This window comes from Cryobacterium sp. TMB3-10 (assembly GCF_004402305.1).
GTDB lineage: Bacteria > Actinomycetota > Actinomycetes > Actinomycetales > Microbacteriaceae > Cryobacterium > Cryobacterium zongtaii.
Genome location: NZ_SOGH01000007.1, coordinates 20,118 through 43,429 on the forward strand (window position 1 = coordinate 20,118; position 23,312 = coordinate 43,429).

Sequence of the window (23,312 nt, forward strand, 5' to 3'; positions counted from 1 at the left end):
TCCCGTTAGCCTGAGGGAATGGCCAGAAACGTCGCAACCAGCACCACCGTCTCCCTGCCCGACCTGCTCGATTTTGTGCGGCCGCGGCACCGGATGCTGCTCGCCACCACCCGCAGCGACGGCCGGCCGCAGATGTCGCCGGTCTCCGGCGGCGTCGACGATGCGGGCCGCCTGGTGATCTCCTCCTACCCGTCGCGGGCAAAGACCCGAAACGCCGAACGCGACCCGCAGACGTCAGTGCTCGTGCTCTCGGACGAGTGGGACGGCGCCTGGGTGCAGGTCGACGGCACCGCCGAGATCCTGCACATGCCGGCCGCCGGCGACGGACTGGTCGATTACTACCGCTGCATCGCCGGCGAACACCCGAACTGGGTGGAGTACCGCCGGGCCATGGCCCTGCAGGACAAGTCCTTGATCCGGATCACGCCCACCCGGTGGAGCCCAATCGCGACCGGCGGGTTCCCCGCCGATGTGGCCGCCAGGCTCGACGCGCTGTGACGCCGAATACCCGCGAGGCCGCCCTCGAGATCCTGCGCACCCTGGTGGGCCGGCCCGACGCCGACTTCCACGAGGGCCAGTATGAGGCCATCGAAACCCTCGTCGACCAGCGCCGCCGGGCCCTCGTGGTGCAGCGCACCGGCTGGGGCAAGTCGGCGGTCTACTTCGTCGCGACCCTGCTGCTGCGCCGCCAGGGTGCCGGCCCCACCATCCTGGTGTCCCCGCTGCTGGCCCTGATGCGTGACCAGGTGGCCGCCGCTGCCCGCGCCGGCGTGCGGGCCGTGTCGATCAACTCTGCCAACGCCCACGAGTGGACCGACGTGCTCGCTGCGCTCCGCGCGGACGAGGTCGACGTTCTGCTGGTCTCCCCCGAACGCCTGAACAACCCGTCCTTCCGCGACGAGCAGCTGCCCGCGCTGCTCGAGCGGGTGGGGCTGCTCGTGGTCGACGAGGCGCACTGCATCTCGGACTGGGGCCACGACTTCCGGCCGGACTACCGGCGCCTGCGGGACCTGATCGCGGCGATGCCGGCCGGGGTGCCGGTGCTGGCCACCACGGCCACGGCCAACAGCCGGGTGGTGACGGATGTGGCGGAGCAGGTAGCGGTCGGGGGCAGTGACGTCGTCACCATCCGCGGCCCCCTCGCCCGCGCGTCACTGCGCCTGGGCGTGTTGCGCCTGCCGGACTCCCGCGCCCGGTTGGCCTGGCTGCTCAGCCACCTCGCCGAGTTGCCCGGCAGTGGCATCATCTACACCCTCACGGTCTCGGCCGCAGAGGACACCGCCCGGCTGCTGCGGGATGCCGGCCACGCCGTCCGTGCGTACACCGGCCAGACCGACACCACCGAACGCGAGGAGTCCGAGGGGCTGCTCAAGGCCAACCAGGTGAAGGCCCTCGTGGCCACCAGCGCCTTGGGCATGGGCTTCGACAAGCCCGACCTGGGCTTTGTGCTGCATCTCGGCGCCCCCAGCAGCCCGGTCGCCTACTACCAGCAGGTCGGCCGTGCCGGCCGTGCCACCGAGAATGCCGACGTGTTGCTGCTGCCGGGTGTCGAAGACGAGGCCATCTGGCAGTACTTCGCCACCTCGTCGATGCCCAGCCAGCACAAGGCCGAGGCCGTGCTGCAGGCGCTACACGCCAACGGTGGCGCCCCGCTGTCCACGCCCGCCCTGGAGTCCCGGGTCGACCTCCGGCGTTCCCCGCTGGAACTGCTGCTCAAGGTGCTCGACGTCGACGGCGCCGTGCGCCGGGTGACCGGCGGCTGGCTGGCCACCGGACAGCCCTGGGTCTACGACAGCGATCGCTACGAGCGCATCGGCGCGGCAAGGGTGGCCGAGCAGAACGCCATGCTCGACTACGAACGCATCGCCGGCTGCCGGATGGAGTTCCTCCAGCGCGCTCTCGACGACGACACCGCCGTGCCCTGCGGCCGCTGCGACAACTGCACGGCCCCCTGGTACCCCACCGACGTTCAGGCCGATGCGGCGAGCACCGCGGCCTCGGCCCTGGACCGGGTGGGCGTGGCCCTGGAACCCCGCGCCCAATGGCCCACCGGCGCCGACAGGCTCGGCGTGAGCGCCAAGGGCCGCATCGACGCCGGCGACAGGGTGCTGCCCGGTCGCGCTCTGGCCCGACTCACCGACCTGGGCTGGGGCAACACCCTGCGCGATACTTTCGCGCCCAACACCCCGGATGCGCCCGCCTCGCCGGCGCTGCTGGCCGCCTGCGTGCGGGTGCTCGCCGAGTGGGGCTGGGCCGAACGGCCCGTGGGGGTGGTGGCCATGCCGTCCCGCCGGCATCCGCTACTGGTGGCTTCGGTGGCCGCCGAACTCAGCCGGGTGGGGCGGCTGCCGCAACTGGGCACGCTGAGCCTGGTGGGCGCAGGGCCCACCGGCGAATCCGGCGGCAACAGCGCCTATCGGCTCTCCAGCGTCTGGGGTGCCTTCGAGGTCGGCCCGGAGCTGGCCGCCAACCTGGCCGGAGCCGACGGGCCGGTGCTGCTGGTCGACGACCTCGGCGACAGCCGGTGGACCCTCACCGTCGCCGGCCGGCTGCTCCGCCGCGCGGGCGCGCCGGGCGTGCTGCCGTTCACGCTGGCGCTGCGGTCGTAGCCGAGCTACTTCACGGCGTGGAGCCGAAAACTCTCCCGCTCGCCGGCCTCGTTAGTGTCCTGGCTGTGCGCGGCGAGCACCGACAGACGTACCAGGTCGGCTCCGCGCAGGCCGGGCCAGCCCTGCACCAGTCGGCGCCATTCGCTGGGCACCGCGGCCAGGCCCCACTGGGCGGCGAGCAGCGCACCGGCTATGCCGGCCACAGCGTCGGTGTTACCGCCACCGCGCACGGCCGCCTCGATGCCCAGACGGTACTGGCCGGCATCCGCTGTCGCGCCGGGCTCGTCACGGGTGTGTACGATGGCCGACCAGGCACCCTGCACCGCCTGCACGACCCAGCCGTTGCGCGTGAAATCGCGGGGCTGGCGGCGCTCGGCGTGGTTGATGCGCGCCGACCAGAGTTCACGCCGGCCCGGCGACAGGGTGCCCAGACCCACCCGCAGGTCGAGTTCTCCGGTCAGGACGGTGTGGCGGATGGCCAGCCCCCAGAGCACGCAGGCGTCCCCGGCGTCGGTCTCGCAGTGGGTGAGCTCGCTCAGCCGGCGTGCGGCGTCGGCCAGGCCGTCGGGATCGTGCAGGAACGCCAAGGCCACCGGGGCGGTGCGGAGCAGGCAACCGTTGCCGGCGCTTCGGCCCACTCTGTCGTGCCGAGCGCGGGCGGCGGCTCGTACGGCGGCGGCCGTCCGGTCCGGTCCGGACAACGCGGCGTCGAGCTGGTTGCCGGCGTACGGCGCGGTGTCGGCCCAGTCCACCCACTCCGCGGTGATGAGGTCGAGAGTGGACTCCTGGCGCAGATCGAGTCCGTCGGCCACGGCGCGCGCCACCGGGACGGCCAGGGCCGTGTAGTCGGTCCACTCCCCTCGGGCCCAGGTCGTGCCGGCTCCGCCGCGCACCCCCACCACCGCGGTGGGCGGTAGCGGACCCGCGTAGGCGTATCCGGCACCGAGGGCATCCCCACAGGCCATGCCGAGCAAAACAGCGGCCGAACGATCGTGCTGAGCCGACGACAATTTCATGCGTACTCCTTCGGGTTGAGTGCGACGGCGGCAGCATATGCCGAAAGCCCCGGAGCCGACAGGTTCTCGAACGGGGGGGGCACGGGAGTCGTCACAGCGTCATCCGGCGTCATCGGAATATTCAGAACCGGGCCGGGCTTGTTAACCTGGTACGTACGCCCGCATCTTGATCAGCACATTGGATGAACACATACATGAAGCGCCACCTCGTCTCCGCCACCGTCCTCACCATTGCCGCCGCGGTGGCCCTGACCGGGTGCAGCGCTTCCGCCGGTGATTCCGGCAGCGACGGCGCCGCGGCCGGCACCGACGAGTCGTTGAGTTCGGTCCTCGAATCCGGCACCCTGACCATCGGCACCGAGGGCACCTACCGGCCGTTCTCGTACCACGCCGACGGTTCCGGCGAGCTCACCGGTTATGACGTCGAGGTGGCCCGCGCTGTCGCCGACCAGCTGGGCGTTCTGGCCGAATTCGAAGAGACCCAGTGGGACGCGATCTTCGCCGGCCTCGAAGCCGGCCGTTTCGACACCATCGCCAACCAGGTGTCGATCACCCCGGAGCGCGTGGAGGCTTACACGTTCTCCACCCCGTACACCTACTCCACCGGCGTCATCGTGGTACCGGAGGACAACACCTCCATCGCGTCGTTCGCCGACCTGGCCGGCAAGACCACCGCCCAGTCGCTCACCAGCAACTGGTACACGCTGGCCACCGAGAGTGGCGCCACCGTGCAGTCCGTCGAGGGCTGGGCCCAGTCCGTCGCCCTCGTGGAGCAGGGCCGCGTCGACGCCACCGTCAACGACAAGCTGACCTACCTCGACTACAAGAAGCAGACCGGCGCCGCGGGCCTGAAGATCGCCGCGGAAACCGAGGAGCGCTCCGAGAGTGCCTTCGCTTTCGCCCCCGAGGGCACCGCTCTGGCCGAGGCCGTGTCGGATGCCCTCGCCACGCTCAGCGAGGACGGTACCCTGGCCGCCATTTCCGACACCTACTTCGGAGCTGACGTCTCGCAGTGAGCGAGTCCACCTGGCAACTCCTGCTGGATTCGCTGTGGCCCCTGATCCACGGTGCCATCACCGGAACGATCCCGTTGGCCCTGGCGTCGTTCGCGATCGGACTCGTGCTGGCCCTGGGCCTGGCGTTGATGCGTCTGTCGAAGCGCCGGTGGCTGTCCTCGATCGCACAGGTCTATATCTCCATCGTGCGTGGCACCCCGCTGTTGGTGCAGTTGTTCGTGATCTTCTACGGCCTGCCCTCGCTGGGCATCGTCATCGACCCGTGGCCCAGCGCCATCGTCGCGTTCTCGATCAACGTCGGCGGCTACGCAGCCGAGGTGATCCGAGCCGCCATCCTCTCGGTGCCCAAGGGCCAGTGGGAGGCCGCGTACATGATCGGCATGTCGCACCGGCGTGCCCTCACCCGCATCATCCTGCCGCAGGCGGCCCGGGTGTCCGTGCCGCCGCTCTCCAACACCTTCATCAGCCTGGTCAAGGACACCTCCCTGGCCTCGCTGATCCTGGTCACCGAGCTGTTCCGCGAGGCCCAGCAGGTGGCGGCCTTCAGCCAGCAGTTCATGGCCCTGTACCTCGAGGCCGCCCTGCTCTACTGGGTCATCTGCCTGGTGCTCTCCAGCGGCCAGGGCGTGCTTGAAAAGCGATTGGACCGCTATGTCGCCCACTGACCAGAAGCTGCTCACGGTTCGAGGCCTGCAGAAGAGCTTCGGGGACAACCAGGTCTTGAAATCCATCGACCTCACCGTCGCGCGCGGCGAGGTGCTCGCGCTGATCGGGCCGTCAGGCTCGGGCAAGACCACCGTGCTCCGCTGCCTGAACGGCCTGGAGATCGCCGACGGCGGCACCATCGAGATCATCGGAGCGGATGACGCGACTCACGCACCCGTGACCATCGACTTCGCCGCTGCCCACGGATCCCGCGCCGGCGTTCCGAAGAAGACCCTCGGCACATTGCGGGACCGCTCGGCGATGGTCTTTCAGCACTACAACCTATTTCCGCACAAGACCGTGCTCGAAAATGTGATGGAAGGACCCGTCGTCGTGCAGCGGCGCCCCCGCGCCGAGGTCGAGACCGAGGCCCTGGCGCTGCTGGAGAGGGTCGGCCTGGGTGAGAAGCGCGACAGCTACCCGTTCGAACTGTCCGGTGGGCAACAGCAGCGGGTGGGCATCGTCCGGGCCCTGGCCCTCCGACCTACCCTGCTGCTCTTTGACGAGCCGACCAGTGCCCTGGACCCCGAGCTTGTCGGCGACGTGCTGCGCCTGATCAAGGAGCTCGCCGCCGAGGGCTGGACGATGGTGATCGTCACCCACGAACTCGAATTCGCCCGGGAGGTGGCCACCGAGGTGGCTTTCGTCGACGGCGGCACCATCGTGGAGCACGGCGATCCGAAGGAGATGCTGCGGAACCCCCAGCACGAGCGCACCCGCCAGTTCCTGCACCGGCTGCTGTTCCCCTTCTGATCTGCACGTGCATTTTTGGGCCCTGCACTAACCTGATCAGGTGAATTCCGCTGCTGTGCCCGCCGGGCTCGACGACTCCCCGACCCCTTTCCGACGCGCTGTGGGGGTGCTGCGCATCTTGCTCGCCACGCTCGTGCTGGCCGCTATCGTGACCCAGATCACCGACCAACTCCTGAACGACGCGTTCGACCCTGCCGCGTACTTCGGTTTCTTCACGATTCAGTCCAGCCTGATGAACGTGGTGGTGCTCTTCGTCGGCGGTGTTCTCGCGCTGCGCCTGGCTGCCGAACCCGAGCTGCTGGCGCGGGTGCGGATGTCGACGCTCGCGTACGCCGTGATCACCGGGGTGGTCTACAACCTTTTGCTGCGCAACCAGCCCGCCGACGGCACCTTCGAGGGGCTCACCTGGCCCAACGAGGTCCTGCACGTGTGGGCGCCGGCCCTGATCCTGCTCGACTGGCTGCTGGCACCGGGCCGCCCGGCGCTGGCCTGGAAACGGATCTGGTTCGCGCTGATCTACCCGCTGGTGTGGCTGGCCTATGCGTTGTTGCGCGGCACGTTCACCGACTGGTGGACCTACCCGTTCCTCAACCCCGACGAGCCGGGTGGCTGGCCGTCGGTGTTCCTCTACGTGCTGGTGATCGCCGTCGTCATCGCGGGCATCTCGGCCATCGCGATCGGGCTGAGCCGGCTGGGTCGGCGCACCTCGCCGGATCTGGAGCCGGGATTGGCCTGAGCGTCACCTGCCGTTCACCTCGGCGACGGAGACTGCAGCATGACTAATCCCGTCACGCAGCGAGTACAGGACTACACCGACCTGGTCGCCCATGGCGGCCGTGAGCTGACCGATGCCGTGGCCGTTCTCGCTGCGGGCGACGGGCCGCTCGTGGCGCACGGCCCCGGCGGTGAACATCCGGCCGGCCTGGTTCTCGCGTTGACCCTGCTCGCCGCGGGACTGCCGCACGACGAGGCCGTGGCCGCCGCGCTGCTCGCCGAGCCGCAGCCGGACGCCCTGCGGGCTGCCCTGGCCACCATCGACGCTCTCGGCGGTGCCGAACCGTACCTACTCCGGCACGGACTGACCGTGTCGCACTTCCACGCCCTGCGGGAACGGTTCGCGGGTGACGACGCCGGCCTCGCGGCCGGCGATGTGAGCTGAAGGCTCAGGTCGTCATCACCAGCCGGCGCTGCCGCATGGCCAGGAACAACGGGAACGTGAACGCGAACGCCGTGATCAACCCGAATACGACGTAGGCCCAGCCTGCGCGCATGCCGAGCCGGCGGGCCTCCACGATGATGAAGACGCTGCCGGCGATCGCCGCCACGAGGAGGTCGGTGGTCAGCGACGACACCGCCGGTCCGCTCATGGTCCAGTCGCCGATGAAGTCGCTGGCCTGCATGATCGCCTGGATGTTCCAGGTCCAGGTGCCGATGAGTCCCACGATGGCCAGGGCCAGGTAGACGAACGTCAGGGTCGTCCAGCCCGCGGCGGCGGACGAGGAGGCGGGTTGCGCGGTGGGCTCGGAAGGGGTGCGGCTCATGAACACAGTGTGCCGCGATCCGCTCGATCGGGGCGTGCCTACGGGATTATTTCGCTGTAGCCCTGCGCGGTCACCCTGATCGCGAGCTTCGCCGGGATCTGCTCCTTCATCGACTCGACGTGGCTGATCAGGCCGATGGTGCGGCCGCCGGCCCGCAGGCTGTCGAGGGTACTCATGGCCGTCTCGAGGGTCTCGGCGTCCAGCGACCCGAATCCCTCGTCCACGAAGAGGGTGTCCAGCGCGATGCCGCCGGCCTGGTTGGAGACCACCTCGGCGAGCCCGAGTGCCAGGGCGAGCGACGCGAGGAAGGTCTCGCCGCCGGACAGCGAGTGAGTCGCCCGGGCCCGGCCGGTGTGCTCGTCCCGGATCGCCAGCCCGAGTCCGGCCTGGCTGCCACGGTATTGCAGTGCGTCGTCGTGTTCGAGCGCGTACCGGCCGCCGGTCATGGTGCGCAGCCGGTTGTTCGCCGCGGCGATGATCTCCTCGAGCTGCGCGGCCAGCACGTAGGTCTCCAGCTTCATGCGCTTGGTGTTCGGGTCGTCGCCGTGCACCACGGCGGCGAGCTGACGCACCTGGGCCTGGGTGGTGAGCAGGTCCGCGGCGAGGGCGAACCGGGCCCGGGCATCCCCCACCAGGGCGGTGAGCGCGGTGGCACGTTCACGCAGCGATTCCCGGCGGGCTAGGGCGTCGTCGCGGGCGGCGCCGGCGGCCTGAAGGGCGAGCCGGGTCGGGTCGAGGTCGATGGGGTTCTCGGGCAGCCCGGCCAGGTCGGTCTCGGCCAGCACCCCGCGGGCGCCGGCGAGGTCGTCGTCGTAGGCGCGGATGGCGGCCTGACCAGCCTGCATCTCGGCCGGGCTGAGCCGGGCGAGTCCGGCGGCGGCCTCGTCGGCGAAGCCCTCCTCGTGCAGCTGCGCCGCCAGCGCCTCGGTGCGTGCCTCGGCCGCCCGCCGGGCCGACGCGGAGGTGGCCAGCGCGTCGGCCAGTGCGCGGGCGGCGTCGAGCTCGCTGTGCAGCCGGCCGGCCCGCTCGGTGACGCTGTCGAACCCGGCCCGCTGGGCCTGGACGCGGCTGGCGATGCCGTCGCGCTCGGTCCGGCGTTCCGCCAGGTGCACGGTGGCTTCGTCGCGCGCCAGCTGCAGCGGGGCCAGGGCGGCCTGGGCCTCGGCCTGGTCGACGCGCAGGCGGGACAGCTCGGCCTCGAGGGCGGGCAGCCTGGCGCGGTGGTCGGCAGCCACGGCGAGGGCATCCTCTGCCTGCCGGAGTGCCGAATCGAGCGTGTCGGCATCATCGTCGCCGGCCCGGGTGCGGGCGGCGGTGAGTAGGGTATCGACGTCCCGGGACTGAGTGCGGGCGGCGTCGACGGCCCCCTGCCGGCGACTCATCAGGTCGCGGGCGTCGTCGAGGTCGTCCTCGGTGACGGGTGCGGCGTCGCCGGTCATGGGCGCCGGGTGTTCGGTGGCCCCGCAGACCGCGCAGGGCTCGCCGTCGACGAGACCGGCGGCGAGCTCAACGGCGAAACCGCCGAGCCGGGCGTCCACGAGCTGCTGATAGTGCAGGGCGGCCGCGGTGTTCTCCGCCACGGCCTCCCGTTCGGCGCGGTGTACCCCCACCAGTTCGGTTTCCAGCCGGCGCACGTCGTCGGCCGCGGCCAGTGCAGCCTCGGCCCGGGCCAGTGTCGCTTCGGCCTCCGGGGCGCGGGCGGCGCCGAGGGTCGCCGCGGCGAGGGCATCCGTTGCCGCGTCGATGCGCTCGGGCAGCGCGAGCAGCAGCAGCTTGGCGGCGTCGAGCGCCTCGATCTGGGCGGCCGTGCGGCGCTCGAGATCGGTGATCTGCTGGTCGAGGGCGGGCAGCCTGCGTTCCTCGACGAGCAGGTCGTCGAGGCTTCCGAGCTGGCGCAGCCTGTCGTCGATCAGGGTGCTGAGGCCGGCGGCATCTGCTGAGTCTGCGTCGTCGTCGACAAGCCGCTTCCAGGCGGCCCGGGCGGCGGTCGCTGTGGCCTCGGCCGTGCCGACCGCGGCGTCGGCGTCGATGCGGGCGCGCACCTGCGGCCAGACCCTGGCGGCGTGCTCGGCCAGGCGCAGGGCTTCCCGGCTGCCGAGCATCTCGTTCCCGCGCTCCTCGAGAGCGGTCAGCGTGCGGGCCGCCGCATCCCGGCGGTCCTGGCGTCGGCGCCGGTCCTCGGCGGCCTGGTACTCGGCGGTGGCCGCTGTCAGGGCCGCGGAGGCGGTTTCGGCGTGCCGGGTGGCGGCCGCCAGCCGGGAATCGAGGGTGTCGAGCGCCGCGTCGAACCAGCCGAGGTGGGGGTCGGCCGGGGACTCGGGTCGGGTGTCTTCGTCGTCGTCGCGCCACAGCTGGCGCAGGGTCGCGGCCACGATCCCGTCGATCTCGTGCCGCACCAGCGTCAGCTCGTCGTCGAGCACCTTGCGCCGGGTGAGCAGCTCGGTCTCCAGCTGCTGGAACCGCAGGGTGCCGAACAGGGTGCGGAGCACGGTGAGTCTGTCGTCGGTCTTGGCCAGCAGGAAGCGTTGGAACCGATTCTGGGCCAGCAGGATCACCTGCAGGAACTGGTCCTGCTTCAACGGCAGGATCCGGCTGAGCTCGGTGCCCACATCCACCGGGCGGGCGGCGATGCCCACCCAGTCGCCGGTGCCGTCGGTGCCGGCGCTGAACCGCTCGAGGCGCGCATCCGGCTGCGCCGTGGTGGTGCCCACGCCGCGCTTCTTGGCCTTCTCATAGCGCGGGGTGCGGTAGACCCTGTAGGTGTCGCCCTTGAGGGTGAACTCGAGCTCGACGAAGCTCGGGTCGGCCGGGTCGCAGTGGTCGCTGCGCAGCCGCAGTTCGCTGCCGTCGAACCGGGGCACCGAGCCGTACAGGGCGAAGCAGATGGCGTCCAGGATGCTGGACTTGCCCGCGCCGGTCTTGCCGGTGATCAGGAAGATTCCGTCGGCGTCGAAGCGGGTGAAGTCCACCTCCTGCTCGGTCTTGTACGGGCCGAAGCCGGCGATGCGCAGCCGGGTGATCTTCATACGGTGGCCTCGGTGGTATCGCCCAGGACCTCGGCGACCAGCTCTCGCTCGAAGGCGCTCAGGCCCACACCGTTGCGCACGAACTCCAGGAAACCGGCCACGATTTCGGGGTCGCTCTTGTGCTTGACCCGGTCGGAATAAGTGGACTCCTCGGTCGCCTGCGTGATGGTCGGGCGGTGCTCGAGGGCCACACAGTGCGGAAAGCGCTTCTGCAGGGTACGCATGCCGTCCAGCGGCCGCACCCGGTCCGTCAGCACCGCGGCGATCCAGTCGTTCTCGAACGAGGTGAAGGCGTCGTCGTGAGCGAGGGACTCGAGCTCCCCCGTGAGCACCCGCAGGCGCCGGGGAATCGGCAGGTCGACCCACTCGGTCTCGGCCAGTCCGTTCGCATCGAGATCGACGAGCCAGCCGCCGCGGGGCTTGTCGGCCTCGGCGAAGGAGTAGTGCAGCGGGGCTCCCGAGTAGCGCACCCTGTCGGTGATCTGCGCGCGACCGTGGATGTGGCCCAGCGCGACGTAGTCGGGGCCGTCGAAGACGCTCACCGGAACGAGGTCCAGGCCGCCGGCGCTGATGTCGCGCTCCACATCGCTGGCGGCGACTCCCGCTGCGAAGCAGTGCGAGAGCACCACCGAGCGGCCGCCGCGGTCGGCGAGGTCGGCGCGCACCTGCCGCATGGCCAGGCCCAGCACCTGTTCGTGGGTCTTGAGGAGCTCGTCGGGGTAGTGGTGGCGCACCAGGGCCGGTTCGAGGAAGGGGATGCCGTAGAAGTGCACGGGGCCGTGTTCGTCGTCGATCGAGATCGGGGTGCGGTACTGGTCGAACCCGGTGACCACGTGGATGCCGGCGAGCCCCGCCCACTCCGACTGGAAGCCGAGCCGGGTGGCCGAGTCGTGGTTGCCGCTGGTCATCACCACCCGGGCGCCGGTGGCGTGAAGGCGCGACAGGGTGCCGCTGAGCAGGGCGTAACTGTCGGCGGACGGTGTGGCCGAATCGAAGATGTCACCGGCCACGGCGACCACGTCGACCCCGCGTTCGCGCACGATGCCCACGAGGGCGTCGAACACGAGCGCCAAGTGGTCAAGGGTCGAGTGGGTGTGGAAGGTGCGCCCGATGTGCCAGTCACTCGTGTGCAGGATCTTCATATCACTCACGCTACCGTCGGCCACCGACAGTGCTGGCCAGAGCCCCGCGCGTGTACATTCCCCGTCGAACTCGTTTGTCGAAGGTCGACTCGAATGGAAGAAACACCATGGCACGTGTCAGCGGCAAGGTCGCACTCATCAGTGGTGGAGCACGGGGACTCGGTGCCGCGATGGCCCGTCGCCTCGTCGAGGAGGGCGCGCAAGTGGTCATCGGGGATCTGCTCGATGAGGACGGCAAGGCTCTCGTCGCCGAACTGGGCGAGGCCTGCCGGTACGTGCACCTCGACGTGACCCGCGCCCAACACTGGGACGCCGCCGTCGCCGTCGCCGTGGACGACTTCGGCGGACTCGACGTGCTCGTGAACAACGCCGGGATCGTGAACTTCGGTCCCATCGAGGAGTACACCCTGGAGTCCTGGAACACCATCATCGCGGTCAACCTCACCGGGGTGTTCCTCGGCATCAAGGCGGCGGTGCCGATGATCATCCGGTCGAAGGCGGGCTCGATCATCAACGTGTCCTCGACCGCCGGCCTGCAGGGCTACGAGGCGCTCCCCGGCTACGTGGCGGCGAAGTTCGGGGTGCGCGGGCTCACCAAGTCCGTCGCGCTGGACCTCGGCAAGTACAACGTGCGGGTCAACTCGGTGCATCCGGGCGCCATCGCCACCCCGATGACCGCCGGGCTCGATGTGCCGCAGAACCACGTGGCGCTGCACCGCATCGGCCAGGCCACCGAGGTGGCGAACCTGGTGCTGTTCCTGGCCAGTGACGAGTCGAGCTTCTCCACCGGAGCCGAGTTCCTCACCGACGGCGGCGAGCTGAGCGGCCTGTCGCACTATCAATAAGACTCACCATCCCCGGGCCCGCAACCGCCGCGTGATCCGCGCCACCAGGGCGGCCGGGTCCAGCAGGTCGTCGTCGGTGAACTGCAACAGCGGGTACTCGGGGTAGACCAGGTCACCCCTGGCCAGGAACCGGCCGTTCTCGTCGAACACGTTGTCATCGCATTCGGGTTCCGGAAGCCCGGCGAGCACGATGATCACCCGGAGCATCGATTCCCGCGGCGATTCCGAGCGCGTGCGAAAAAGCGGGAGTGCGGCTCTGGCGCGCTGTAAACCCCTGCGACCCGAATAGCCCTCAAATGCAGCCGAGAACCAGTACACCGCGCTCGACGAGGTCGTCCGGCGCGAGCCGGAGCCGATGCCCCAGAACGGCCGGTCGAGGTCGCCACGGACATCCCGCCTTCATTTCGTCTGCGAAAGCGGGAAGTCCGCCACTCACCCCGGGAACTGTCGGCTTGCATTCAGGGATCTTTGTTTATCTGTGTTTATGTTGACAAGCAAAAACAAACGGGTCTAAAGTCAGGAATACAAACTTTTGCGCGACTCCCCCGGGCCGCGTTCTCACCGTCGAGGAGGCCCGATGTTCGCCGAAGAGCGTCAGTCGATGATCGCCGAGATGGTGTCCGACCGCAGCCGGGTCACCGTGAACGAACTGGCCGTGCGGTTCGACATCACCCCGGAGACCGTGCGCCGCGACCTCTCCGCCCTCGAACTGAGCCGGCACCTGCGCCGCGTGCATGGTGGCGCCGTGGCCATCGACCGGCTGAGCATGTCCGAGGCCAGCCTCGAAGAGCGCCAGACCCAGCGCCACGACGAGAAGGCCCGCATCGCCGACGCCGCCCTGGCCATGATCCCTGCGAGCACAACGGGCTCGATCATCCTGGACTCCGGCACCACCACCGAACTGCTGGCCGACCGGCTTCTCGAGTGGACGCCGGCCAACCCCGGCGACCAGCTCCTGGTGATCACCAACGCCCTTCCCATCGCCTACAAGCTGGCCGGCAACGAGGCCATCTCGCTGCAGATCCTCGGCGGCCGGGTGCGCGGCCTCACCCGGGCCATCGTAGGCACCCGCACCACCCAGATGCTCGACGCCATGCGCCCCGACATCGCCTTCGTCGGCGCCAACGGCGTGGCCGCCGACTTCGGCTTCAGCACCCCCGACTCGGTCGAGGCCGCCGTGAAGACCGCGATCGTGCGCTCCGCCCGCCGAGTTGTCGCGCTGGCCGACTCCTCCAAGCTCGACCAGGAAACCCTGGTCAGGTTCGCTGCTCTGAGCGACATCGACGCGCTCATCACCGATGCTCCCCCTTCCGCTGAACTTGCCGCAGCCCTGGCCGCGGCGGATGTCGAGGTCGTAATCGCATGATCGTCACACTCACCCCCAACCCCAGCCTGGACCGCACCATCGAACTCGCCGGCCCGCTCGCGCGCGGCGACGTACAGCGCGCCCTGGACGCCCATCAGGAACCCGGCGGCAAGGGTGTCAACATCTGCCGTGCCCTGGCAGCCTCGGGCATCGAGAGCCTCGCGATCCTGCCCGGAGACGCGGATGACCCGGTGCTGCTCGCGCTGACCGCTCAGGGCATCCCGCACCTCGGCCTGCCGATCGGCGCGACCCTGCGAAGCAACATCGCGATCACCGAACCGGACGGCACCACCACCAAGGTGAACGAACCCGGTCCGGTGTTGACCAACGAGCAGCAGTCCGCCCTGGTGGAGCTCGTCCTCGAGAAGGCCGAGGGCGCCAGCTGGCTGGTGCTGGCCGGTTCGCTGCCACCCGGGGTGCCGGACACCTTCTACGCCGACCTCACCCGGGAGCTCAAGACCCGCTTCGGCGCCGCGGCCCCCAAAGTCGCCATCGACTCCTCAGGTGCCCCCCTGGCCGCGGCCATCAGCGCCGGCCCCGACCTGCTCAAGCCCAACGCCGACGAACTCGCCGAGCTCACCGGCATCTCAGACCCGGACAGCCTCGAGGCCGACCCGCACCTGGCCGCGCGCGCCGCGCAGACCCTGATCACCGCGGGAGTCGGCGCCGTGCTGGCCACCCTCGGTTCCCAGGGCGCCCTGCTGGTCACCGCGGAGGGCTACTGGCTTGCCACTCGTCCCCCGATCGTCGCGGTTTCGACCGTCGGCGCCGGAGATTCTTCGCTGGCAGGTTTTCTGCTCAGCGACCTGGCCGGAGCATCCGCCCCGGACTGCCTGCGTCAGGCCGTCGCCCACGGCGCCGCTGCCGCATCCCTGCCCGGCTCAACCGTGCCGGCCGTGACCCAAACCGACCCCAGCGCCGTCACAGTGACGGCATTTGCTACACATCCAAAGGAGGATGACCAGTGAGTGCACTGATTACCCCAGAGCTCGTTGCTTTGGACCAGAACCTCGGTGCCGCGCCGGCGACCGTGATTCGGCACCTCGCCGAGCTCGTCGTCGGAGCCGGCCGAGCCACCGAGATCGACGGGCTGTACGCCGACGCCCTCGCCCGCGAAGCCAAGACCTCCACCGGCATCCCCGGCGGACTCGCCATCCCGCACTGCCGTTCGAGCGCGGTCACCGAGCCGACGCTGGCCGTTGCCCGTCTGTCCCAGCCGGTCGACTTCGGCTCGGCCGACGGACCCGCCGACCTGATCTTCATGATCGCCGCCCCCGAAGGCGCCGACCAGGACCACCTGAAGATCCTGTCGAAGCTGGCCCGGTCGCTGATGAAGGCCGACTTCACCGCAGCCCTCCGCGCCGCGAAGACCCCTGAGGAGATCGTGACCCTGGTCACCGACATCGTCGCACCGGTCACCGCGGCGACCACAGCCGGAGCGCACTCCACCTCCGCCGCCCCGAGCGTCACCGCGGCGCCCACCGGAGCCGGCACCGAGGGCACCCCGGCCAACGGGGCCCGCCGTCTCGTCGCCGTCACCGCCTGCCCCACCGGCATCGCCCACACCTACATGGCAGCGGACGCGCTCGTCGCAGCCGCCAAGGAGATGGGCATCGACCTGCAGGTCGAGACCCAGGGTTCCGCCGGAGCGACCCCGCTGGCCGCCTCGGTCATCGACTCCGCCGACGCCGTCATCTTCGCCGTTGACGTCGATGTGCGCGACAAGGGCCGGTTCGCCGGCAAGCCCCTCGTGCAGTCCCCCGTCAAGCGCGCCATCGACGACCCGAAGAAGATGATCCAGGAGGCTCTCGCCGCCGTGGACAACCCGAACGCCCGCCGCGTCAGCGGTGGCGGCGCGGCGGCATCCGACTCGGTGTCCGAGAACGAGCACATGGGCCAGAAGATCAAGCGTGCCCTGCTCACCGGTGTCAGCTACATGATCCCGTTCGTCGCCGGTGGAGGCCTGCTCATCGCCCTGGGCTTCCTGCTCGGCGGCTACGACGTCACCGGCGTCGCCGACGACGTGGTGCTGCAGAACAGCCTGTGGAACCTGCCCGAGGGAGGCCTGGCCATCTACCTGGGCGCGGTCTTCTTCAAGATCGGTGCCCTGTCGATGGGCTTCCTGGTTCCGGCCCTGGCCGGATACATCGCCTACGGCATCGCCGACCGCCCCGGCATCGCTCCTGGCTTCGTCGCCGGTGCGGTCTCGGGCTTCATGGGTGCCGGCTTCCTCGGCGGCATCGTCGGTGGTCTTCTCGCCGGTGTTGCGGCGGCCTGGATCGGTTCGTTCGATGTTCCGCGCTGGCTCCGTAGCCTGATGCCCGTCGTGATCATCCCGCTGCTGGCCTCGATCTTCGCCTCCGGACTGATGTTCCTGGTGCTCGGTGGACCGATCGCCTGGCTGACCGTCGCCCTGAACGACTGGCTCAGCGGTATGACCGGCGCGTCGGTTGTCATCCTCGGCATGATCCTCGGTCTGATGATGGCGTTCGACCTCGGTGGCCCGGTCAACAAGGTGGCCTACTCCTTCGCCGTCGCCGGCCTGGGTGCCGCAACGCTGGCCAACCAGGCGCCGTGGCAGATCATGGCCGCGGTCATGGCCGCCGGCATGGTGCCGCCGCTCGCGATGGCCCTGGCCACCGTGCTCGACCGCAAGCTGTTCAGCCCTGTCGAACGCGACAACGGCAAGGCAGCTTGGCTGCTGGGTGCGTCGTTCATCTCCGAGGGCGCGATCCCGTTCGCCGCGGCCGACCCGCTGCGTGTGATCCCGGCGAGCATGCTCGGTGCGGCCACCACCGGTGCGCTGACCATGGCCTGGGGTGTCACGTCGAAGGCGCCGCACGGTGGAATCTTCGTATTCTTCGCCATCGAGAACGTTTTGGGCTTCATCCTGGCGATCCTGATCGGCACCGTCATCTCGGCCATAGCGGTAATCGTGCTCAAGCGCTACGTCCGAAAGACCCCGACTTCGGGGTCCATCCAGCAGAACAACACCCTGGTGACCGCCTAACATTAGTGGGCACCATTAACGCCGAAGAATAGAGGAAGTTCCGTGCAGAGTTTCACAGGAGTAGGGGTCAGCCCCGGACGAATCGTAGGATCCGTCCGGCAGATGCCCAAAGCCGTGAGCGAGCCGCCAGCAGGAGAACAGCTGGCCTCGTCGACGACGGCAGAGGATGCCGCTGTCACACTGCGCGCGGCCGCGAAGGCGGTGCAGGCCGAGCTCAAGCAGCGCTCGGTCAGCGCCACCGGAGCGGGTAAGTCGGTTCTCGAGGCCACCGCACTGATGGCCGCGGACCCCATGCTCATCAAGGGCGCCGTGAAGTTGATCAACACCGGCACCTCCGCTGAGCGGGCAATCTGGGAGTCCGCGGCATCCGTGGCCGAAATGCTGCACAACCTCGGCGGCTACATGGCCGAGCGGGCCACGGACGTCCTCGACGTGCGCTCCCGGATCGTCGCGGAACTGCGTGGGGTGCCCGCACCGGGCATCCCCGCCTCCGACGAACCATTCATCCTCGTCGCCGACGACCTGGCGCCGGCCGACACGGCCACGCTGAACCCGGCCGTCGTGCTGGCCTTGGTCACCTCCGGCGGCGGACCGCAGTCGCACACCGCGATCATCGCCCGCGCCCTCGGCCTGCCGGCCGTCGTCGCCGCGGTCGGTGTGGAAGCCATCGCTGACGGCACCCAGGTCTACGTCGACGGCGCCGCCGGCAGCATCACCGTCGACCCCGACGCCGACCAGCTCGAGGCCGCCACGGCTTGGGCCGCCAACGCCGCCACCCTCGCGGTGTTCTCCGGCGAGGGCGTCATGGCCGACGGTCACCTCGTGCCGCTGCTTGCCAACGTTGGCGGTGCAGCGGATGCCGTCAAGGCCGCCGCCGCCGGCGCCCAGGGCGTTGGCCTGCTGCGCACCGAGTTCTGCTTCCTCGACCGCGACGAAGAACCCACCCTCGACGAGCAGGTCACCGCGTACCGCGGTGTCTTCGACGCGTTCCCCGGCAAGAAGGTCGTCGTACGCACGCTCGACGCCGGCGCCGACAAGCCGCTCCCCTTCCTCACCGACGCGTCCGAGCCGAACCCGGCTCTCGGCGTGCGCGGCTACCGCACCGACTTCACCTCGCCCGGCGTGCTCAAGCGCCAGCTGGCCGCCGTCGCGACCGCCGCAGAGGGCACCGAAGCGGATGTCTGGGTCATGGCCCCGATGATCTCCACCGCCGAAGAGGCCGCAGACTTCGCCCGCATGTGCGGCGAGGCCGGGCTGAAGAACCCGGGTGTCATGGTCGAGGTTCCCTCCGCCGCGTTGACGGCCGAGACCATCCTCGGCGAGGTGAACTTCGCGAGCCTCGGCACCAACGACCTCACCCAGTACGCCATGGCCGCCGACCGCCAGCTCGGCCCGCTCGCCGCGCTGAACACGCCGTGGCAGCCCGCCGTGCTGCGCCTGATCCAGCTCACCGTGGCCGGCTCCGTCGCCGAGGGCAACAACAAGCCCGTCGGTGTCTGCGGCGAGGCCGCGGCCGACCCGGCTCTGGCCGTGGTGCTCGTCGGCCTGGGCGTGAACACCCTGTCGATGACCGCTCGCGCCCTCGCCGCTGTCGCTGCAGTGCTGGCGAAGGTCACCGTCGAAGAGGCCCAGCGCCTCGCCGGCATCGCCCTGGCTGCCCCGAGTGCCCTGGAGGCACGTGCCCGGGTTCGCGCCGAGCTGCCCATTCTCGACGAACTGGGGCTCTAAGCCCCACACGTCAACCGTGCGATGTGCTGCCGCCTCATGGCGTGTGCACATCGCGCGGGCAATACAGTTGTAATCCGTACAGTTTCAGGAGGAACCATGTCAGAACGTACCGCCACCATCGCCAGCCGCGTCGGCCTGCACGCCCGTCCCGCAGCGATCTTCGCTGAGGCCGTCGGCGCACTGCCGATCGAGGTCACCATCGCGCTCGAGGGCGACCCGGCCGACGACGCGATGGACGCGTCGAGCATCCTGTCGCTCATGAGCCTGGGTGCCGCAAACGGCCAGGTCGTCGTGCTGCGCGCAGAGGGCGACGGAGCGGATGAGGCCCTCGAAGGCCTCGTCAAGATCCTCGAGACTGACCTCGACGCCGAGTAGAACCCGCGTCACCGAAAACAGCTCGCTCGCCTCCGGCGGGCGGGCTGTTTTCACATGTGCTGCCAGGTGCGCCGTGATTTAGGCAGATACCCAGTTCCGCGCCGCCGGCCCCGGCTATCGTGTCCCCTATCCTCAACGACGAGCGAATAGGACCTGCCTCATGACCGATCTGCAGAATGACCCCGCGCCGGCCTCTGGACCAGACGCACACAGCATCCAGGACTGGACCGACCTGGGCAAGGAAATGTGGTCGTACCTGACCGGCAAGAGTGCCGTCATCGACTACAGCTTCATCGACATGACGGTCGAGGTTCCCCGCGATATCGGGCCAGACGCGCCACGGGCAATCTGGAAGCTCAATGGCACCCTGAGGGTGACCACGAGCGAGAACCCGGCCGACTAGACCCATGGGCAGCACCCGGCTCGATATCGATCTGGTCTTCTCGATCGACCCGGCCGACGGTGAACCGGCCGAGGACCAGGCCCACGGCACCATTCGTGCGAACGGCCTGGAGATCGAGGTGTTCCTCAGCGATCCCGAACGATTCGTGCGTGCTCGGATGTCATCGCTGCCGGCCCTCCGCAGCCTCGCCGCCGATCTGGCCGAACGCGGACTCGTGGTCTCGGTGAGCGGGCCCGACGGGGTGATCGCACGGATGGGCGCCGTGCAGGCACCGCTTGCCCAGCGTCTGGTCACGAAGTCTCCGCACCTCATAGTGGGCAGCACCGCCGCGGTAAGCCCGTTGCTGCGGCGCTGGCGGCAGCCCACCGCACCGGAGCGGACGCTGCCGCTTCCTCCCCCGACCCCGTTCCCGCTGGTGCCCACCCTGGCCCGGCGCATCCGGCGGCGCGTCACAACCACGCACTACGCCCCCGGAGCCGGCCGGCCGCGCCTGATCTTCGTGGTGGGGTCGGAGTACTGGAATGGCCAGCCGCCGCGGGAATTCGACCTTTTGCCCGGCGTGACCCGGATCGGCAGCGCTGAAGACGCAGACCTGCGTCTGGAGGGGCTGGACGCGTTGCACGCCGAGATCCGGCACGACGAGAACGACGAGTATCTCCTCGTGGCACTCGGCCCTGTGGGCGGCGGCGCCCGAACGGATGACCCGTCGTCGGGCCAGATTCTGCGCACCGGCGCCCGCCTCGAGATGGGTAGCTGGCGCATGGGGTTCTTCCGGGAGGAATACGCCGACCACGGCCGGCCGTTCGGTGGCCGACTCGGCGGGGAGCTCTCGGTACAGAAACCGCAGCCGCCCCGGGACCGGACTACCCGGCGACCTCCGCCGTGACCGGCAATTCTTCGCGTTCGAGGGGCCTGCCCGTCAGCCGCAGGCTGGCGAGAAGCCCCACAACCAGGAACCCGGCGGCCGCGTACGCCGAGTAACGGGTGCCTTCGCTGAATGCCTCGCGGGCCGCGTCGGCCACTGCCGGGCTCTGGGCATCCAGCGACGGGATGGCTGCTCCCGCGCTGTCGACGACGACATCGACGATCTGCGCGCTCGTCGCCGCCGGCACCTAGAGTTCGTCGAGCCTGGCGTCCAGGGACAGCCCGACCGAGGTGAACAGCACGGTGCCGAGCACGGCGATGCCGAGAGCCGAGCCGATCTGCCTGGCCGTGCTCGAGGTTCCGGAGCCTTGGCCGCTCTGGTCGACCGGCACGTCGCCGAGCACCACGCCGGTGAGTTGGGCCGTGGCCAGGCCGACGCCCATGCCGTAGACGAACAGGAACGGCACGATCGACAGCCACGTCGCGTCCACCGTGATGACGGTGCCGAGGCCCGCCACCCCGAGGATCTCGGCGACGATGCCCACCCGCACGATGGTGAGCGGCGAGACCCGGTTGCCCAAGGCCCCAGCGACGCCGCTGGCCACGAACGATCCGATGGCCAGGGCCAGCAGCACGAACCCGGTCTGCAGGGCGTCGTAGCCGAGCACGTTCTGCAGCCAGAGCGGCAGTGACAGGATGATGCCGAATTCGCCGAGCGACACGATCAGCGCGGCGATGTTGCCGTTGCGGAACGACGGGATGCGGAAGAGCGAGAACGCCAGCAGGGTGGATTTGCCCTGCCGTTGCCGGCGGAGGCCCCACCGGATGAAGGCGGTGCCTGACACCAGGGTGACGAGGAAGGCGACCGGGATGATCGACAGGTCGAACGGCCAGGTCCAATCGCCCAGGGTCGGTGCCGTCTCGGTGAGCCACCAGCCGTAGGTGCGGCCCTCGATGAGGCCGAACACCAGGGTGGCGCTGGTGATCACCGAGAGCACCGCGCCGACACCGTCGATCCGGCGTGGTTCGCCGGCGTCGCGCGATTCGGAGACGAAGACCAGGATCCCGGCAACGATGAGGATGCCCAGCGGCACGTTGATGCCGAAAGCCCAGCGCCAGGAGAAGTAGGTGGTGAGCCAACCGCCCAGCAGCGGGCCGACGGCGACCATACCGCCGATCGTGGAGCCCCAGATGGCGAAGGCGATGCCGCGGTCCCGACCGCGGAAGGTGGCGTTGATCAGCGACAGGGTGGTGGGCAGCACCATGGCGCCGCCGATGCCCTGCACCAGCCTGGCGGCGATGAGCAGGTTGCCGGTCTGGGCCATCGCGGCCAGCACCGACGCCAATGCGAAGATCACTACTCCGGTGAGGAGGATGCGCCGGCGCCCGTAGCGGTCAGCGAGGGTGCCGAAGACCAGCAGGAGGGCGGCGAACACCAGGGTGTAACTCTCCTGCACCCACTGCACTTGGGTGGAGGTGATGTCGAGGTCGTCGATGATCGAGGGGATCGCGACGTTGACGATGGTGGAATCGACGATGATCAGTGCGACGGCGATGCTGATGAAGACCAGGCCCAACCAGCGGCGGCGTGCCCCGGTCATGCGGTGGCCGATGCGGTGGTGTTCAGCCGGCGCGGCGCGCGGATGCGGAGGACCAGCGTGACGACGAGCACCACGACGACCGCCACGATCGCGGTGATCGCTGTGGGGGTGGAGAGCAGGTCGCCGCTGAGCCTCGCGAACGCCACCCAGCCCAGGCCCCAACAGAGGGCGAGGGTGGGGGTGAGCCTGCCGCGGCCGACCACGGCCAGGAGCACGCCGACGAGCCCGGCCACCGCGACGATCAGGACACCCCAGGCATCGGCGGCCAGGCCGAACCCGTCGAAGCCGGCGGCGACGAGGGCTGCCGTGATGTTGGCGGCGGTGGCCACGCACACCCAACCGAGGTAGAGGCCCATGGTGCCGTCGACCAGAACGGTCTCCAGCAGGGACCGCGGGCGGGTGTGAAGGATGATGAGGAAGGCCCAGACCAGCACGGCCAGAAGCAGGACTATCACCGGAACGCTCAGCCAGAGCAGGTCGAACTGCACGCTGAGGATCCAGGCCGCGTTCAGCAGCAGCGAGGCGGCCACGGGGTAGCCGAGGCGGCGCTGGCGGGGGTCGGTCTTCTGCCTCGGCAGGAACTGCCAGATGGCGTAGAGCACCAGCCCGGCGTAGATCGGCGTCCAGATGGCGAAGGCCGGTCCGCCCGGGGCGATCGGAGTGGCATCGGCGGCCAGCGCTCCCCCGGAGGCGTTCTGGATGGGCGTGCCGCCCGCGGCGCCCGAGCCGATGAACGATCCGACGAGGGCGAGGATCGCACTGATCAGGACGGTGCTCTGGCGGAGCAGATCGCGAGATGTGGACATGGGGTTCTCCTCCGTCGCGGCGAATTGGTCAGCTAGCTGACTAACTCACGGTAGCAGTACATTGAGGGGGTGACCACTCCCGATGCCATGGCCCAGTGGCCGAACGGTCGACTGCTTTCCACGGCTGCCCGGCTGGTGGAGCATGCCTGGGTCGAAGCCCTCGCTTCCCTCGGCCTCACCCATGCCGGCCTGATTGTGCTGCACCTGCTCGGCGACGGAGCCCGAAGTCAGACCGAACTGGCCCGGCAGGCACGGGTGCAGACTCAGACTATGTCGCGCACCCTGGACAGGCTGGAGCGGGAGGGTCTGGTGGCACGCATCCGGGACGAGCGCGACGCCCGGCGCCACCTGGTGACCCGCACCGACGCGGGCACCGCCGCGTGGCAGCAGGCCCGCACCCTCGAGGCCGACGTGTTTCCGCCGCTCGAGAACGCCGACGAGCTGCGCGCAGCCCTGCTGCAGATCATCACAGCGTCGTCCGCAGAGCGCTGGTAGTCCGGCTCGCT

22 protein-coding genes and 1 pseudogene are annotated in these 23,312 nt (G+C 69.7%); 16 read left to right on the forward strand and 7 right to left on the reverse strand.

From position 1 onward, the window contains the following. The first annotated feature begins 18 nt into the window (after positions 1 to 18). Both E3T22_RS02790 and E3T22_RS02795 read left to right on the forward strand, forming a co-directional pair. Entirely contained in the window at positions 19 to 498 is a 480-nt protein-coding gene (locus E3T22_RS02790) for a PPOX class F420-dependent oxidoreductase (protein ID WP_134481293.1), read from the forward strand. Beyond that, a complete protein-coding gene (locus E3T22_RS02795; protein ID WP_194087745.1) occupies positions 495 to 2,609 on the forward strand; it encodes a RecQ family ATP-dependent DNA helicase in 2,115 nt (704 codons plus the stop codon). Before E3T22_RS02790 ends, E3T22_RS02795 begins: the two co-directional genes overlap by 4 nt. Positions 2,610 to 2,614: 5 nt before the next feature. On the opposite strand, the gene E3T22_RS02800 is transcribed toward E3T22_RS02795, so the two are convergent. Then, positions 2,615 to 3,625: an ADP-ribosylglycohydrolase family protein gene (locus tag E3T22_RS02800; protein ID WP_134408682.1), complete on the reverse strand. Its 1,011-nt coding sequence runs from the start codon at positions 3,623 to 3,625 to the stop codon at positions 2,615 to 2,617. A 182-nt stretch (positions 3,626 to 3,807) separates the two neighbouring features. Between E3T22_RS02800 and E3T22_RS02805 the strand changes: the two genes are divergently transcribed. From E3T22_RS02805 to E3T22_RS02825, 5 genes are read left to right on the forward strand one after another with little or no spacing between them, the layout of a single operon-like run. Continuing rightward, positions 3,808 to 4,641, forward strand: coding sequence for an amino acid ABC transporter substrate-binding protein (locus tag E3T22_RS02805; protein WP_134481295.1), 834 nt, complete (start codon positions 3,808 to 3,810; stop codon positions 4,639 to 4,641). Beyond that, a complete protein-coding gene (locus tag E3T22_RS02810) occupies positions 4,638 to 5,306 on the forward strand; it encodes an amino acid ABC transporter permease (RefSeq protein WP_088456791.1) in 669 nt (222 codons plus the stop codon). The genes E3T22_RS02805 and E3T22_RS02810 overlap by 4 nt, the downstream gene beginning before the upstream one ends. Further along, positions 5,293 to 6,099 carry an amino acid ABC transporter ATP-binding protein gene (locus tag E3T22_RS02815; RefSeq protein WP_088456792.1) on the forward strand — a complete coding sequence of 269 codons (807 nt, stop codon included), beginning with the start codon at positions 5,293 to 5,295 and terminating at the stop codon, positions 6,097 to 6,099. Before E3T22_RS02810 ends, E3T22_RS02815 begins: the two co-directional genes overlap by 14 nt. Before the next feature lie 40 nt (positions 6,100 to 6,139). Continuing rightward, positions 6,140 to 6,835: a Pr6Pr family membrane protein gene (locus E3T22_RS02820; protein ID WP_134481296.1), complete on the forward strand. Its 696-nt coding sequence runs from the start codon at positions 6,140 to 6,142 to the stop codon at positions 6,833 to 6,835. Positions 6,836 to 6,874: 39 nt separating this feature from the next. Further along, entirely contained in the window at positions 6,875 to 7,258 is a 384-nt protein-coding gene (locus E3T22_RS02825; protein WP_103461639.1) for a hypothetical protein, read from the forward strand. 4 nt (positions 7,259 to 7,262) lie between these two features. Here the strand turns inward: E3T22_RS02825 and E3T22_RS02830 are convergent, their stop codons facing one another. From E3T22_RS02830 to E3T22_RS02840, 3 genes are read right to left on the reverse strand one after another with little or no spacing between them, the layout of a single operon-like run. Beyond that, positions 7,263 to 7,640: a DUF2834 domain-containing protein gene (locus E3T22_RS02830; RefSeq protein ID WP_134481297.1), complete on the reverse strand. Its 378-nt coding sequence runs from the start codon at positions 7,638 to 7,640 to the stop codon at positions 7,263 to 7,265. Positions 7,641 to 7,678: 38 nt separating this feature from the next. After that, positions 7,679 to 10,666 (reverse strand): AAA family ATPase, encoded by a 2,988-nt coding sequence (locus E3T22_RS02835; protein WP_134493525.1) that lies wholly within the window; start codon positions 10,664 to 10,666, stop codon positions 7,679 to 7,681. Beyond that, the gene (locus E3T22_RS02840) at positions 10,663 to 11,808 is read right to left on the reverse strand and encodes an exonuclease SbcCD subunit D (RefSeq protein WP_134407959.1); all 1,146 of its coding nucleotides are present in this window, start codon (positions 11,806 to 11,808) and stop codon (positions 10,663 to 10,665) included. Before E3T22_RS02840 ends, E3T22_RS02835 begins: the two co-directional genes overlap by 4 nt. Positions 11,809 to 11,915: 107 nt before the next feature. Here E3T22_RS02840 and E3T22_RS02845 point away from each other — a divergent pair, with 107 nt between their 5' ends. After that, the gene (locus E3T22_RS02845) at positions 11,916 to 12,653 is read left to right on the forward strand and encodes a glucose 1-dehydrogenase (RefSeq protein WP_088456797.1); all 738 of its coding nucleotides are present in this window, start codon (positions 11,916 to 11,918) and stop codon (positions 12,651 to 12,653) included. 3 nt (positions 12,654 to 12,656) lie between these two features. On the opposite strand, the gene E3T22_RS02850 is transcribed toward E3T22_RS02845, so the two are convergent. Continuing rightward, a complete protein-coding gene (locus E3T22_RS02850) occupies positions 12,657 to 12,860 on the reverse strand; it encodes a hypothetical protein (RefSeq protein ID WP_088456798.1) in 204 nt (67 codons plus the stop codon). Between the two features lie 370 nt (positions 12,861 to 13,230). Between E3T22_RS02850 and E3T22_RS02855 the strand changes: the two genes are divergently transcribed. The 7 genes from E3T22_RS02855 (at position 13,231) to E3T22_RS02885 (ending at position 20,421) form a co-directional block, all read left to right on the forward strand. Beyond that, complete coding sequence (locus E3T22_RS02855; RefSeq protein WP_088456799.1) at positions 13,231 to 14,019, forward strand: DeoR/GlpR family DNA-binding transcription regulator; 789 nt, start codon at positions 13,231 to 13,233, stop codon at positions 14,017 to 14,019. After that, complete coding sequence (locus tag E3T22_RS02860) at positions 14,016 to 14,987, forward strand: 1-phosphofructokinase family hexose kinase (RefSeq protein WP_103461643.1); 972 nt, start codon at positions 14,016 to 14,018, stop codon at positions 14,985 to 14,987. The genes E3T22_RS02855 and E3T22_RS02860 overlap by 4 nt, the downstream gene beginning before the upstream one ends. After that, positions 14,984 to 17,029 (forward strand): fructose-specific PTS transporter subunit EIIC, encoded by a 2,046-nt coding sequence (locus E3T22_RS02865; protein WP_134407961.1) that lies wholly within the window; start codon positions 14,984 to 14,986, stop codon positions 17,027 to 17,029. The genes E3T22_RS02860 and E3T22_RS02865 overlap by 4 nt, the downstream gene beginning before the upstream one ends. Before the next feature lie 42 nt (positions 17,030 to 17,071). Next, entirely contained in the window at positions 17,072 to 18,757 is a 1,686-nt protein-coding gene (gene ptsP / locus E3T22_RS02870; RefSeq protein ID WP_103430019.1) for a phosphoenolpyruvate--protein phosphotransferase, read from the forward strand. A 96-nt stretch (positions 18,758 to 18,853) separates the two neighbouring features. Next, positions 18,854 to 19,132 (forward strand): HPr family phosphocarrier protein, encoded by a 279-nt coding sequence (locus tag E3T22_RS02875; RefSeq protein ID WP_088456803.1) that lies wholly within the window; start codon positions 18,854 to 18,856, stop codon positions 19,130 to 19,132. Between the two features lie 160 nt (positions 19,133 to 19,292). Beyond that, entirely contained in the window at positions 19,293 to 19,535 is a 243-nt protein-coding gene (locus E3T22_RS02880; RefSeq protein WP_088456804.1) for a hypothetical protein, read from the forward strand. Positions 19,536 to 19,539: 4 nt separating this feature from the next. Continuing rightward, complete coding sequence (locus E3T22_RS02885; RefSeq protein WP_088456805.1) at positions 19,540 to 20,421, forward strand: FHA domain-containing protein; 882 nt, start codon at positions 19,540 to 19,542, stop codon at positions 20,419 to 20,421. On the opposite strand, the pseudogene E3T22_RS02890 reads toward E3T22_RS02885, so the two are convergent. Beyond that, positions 20,399 to 22,000 (reverse strand): annotated as a pseudogene (locus E3T22_RS02890) (MFS transporter). The gene E3T22_RS02885 and the pseudogene E3T22_RS02890 overlap by 23 nt on opposite strands. Continuing rightward, positions 21,997 to 22,806 carry a tryptophan-rich sensory protein gene (locus tag E3T22_RS02895; RefSeq protein WP_088456807.1) on the reverse strand — a complete coding sequence of 270 codons (810 nt, stop codon included), beginning with the start codon at positions 22,804 to 22,806 and terminating at the stop codon, positions 21,997 to 21,999. Before E3T22_RS02895 ends, E3T22_RS02890 begins: the two are co-directional and overlap by 4 nt. Before the next feature lie 69 nt (positions 22,807 to 22,875). Here E3T22_RS02895 and E3T22_RS02900 point away from each other — a divergent pair, with 69 nt between their 5' ends. Beyond that, positions 22,876 to 23,301 (forward strand): MarR family winged helix-turn-helix transcriptional regulator, encoded by a 426-nt coding sequence (locus E3T22_RS02900; protein WP_240632234.1) that lies wholly within the window; start codon positions 22,876 to 22,878, stop codon positions 23,299 to 23,301. Positions 23,302 to 23,312 lie beyond the last annotated feature (11 nt).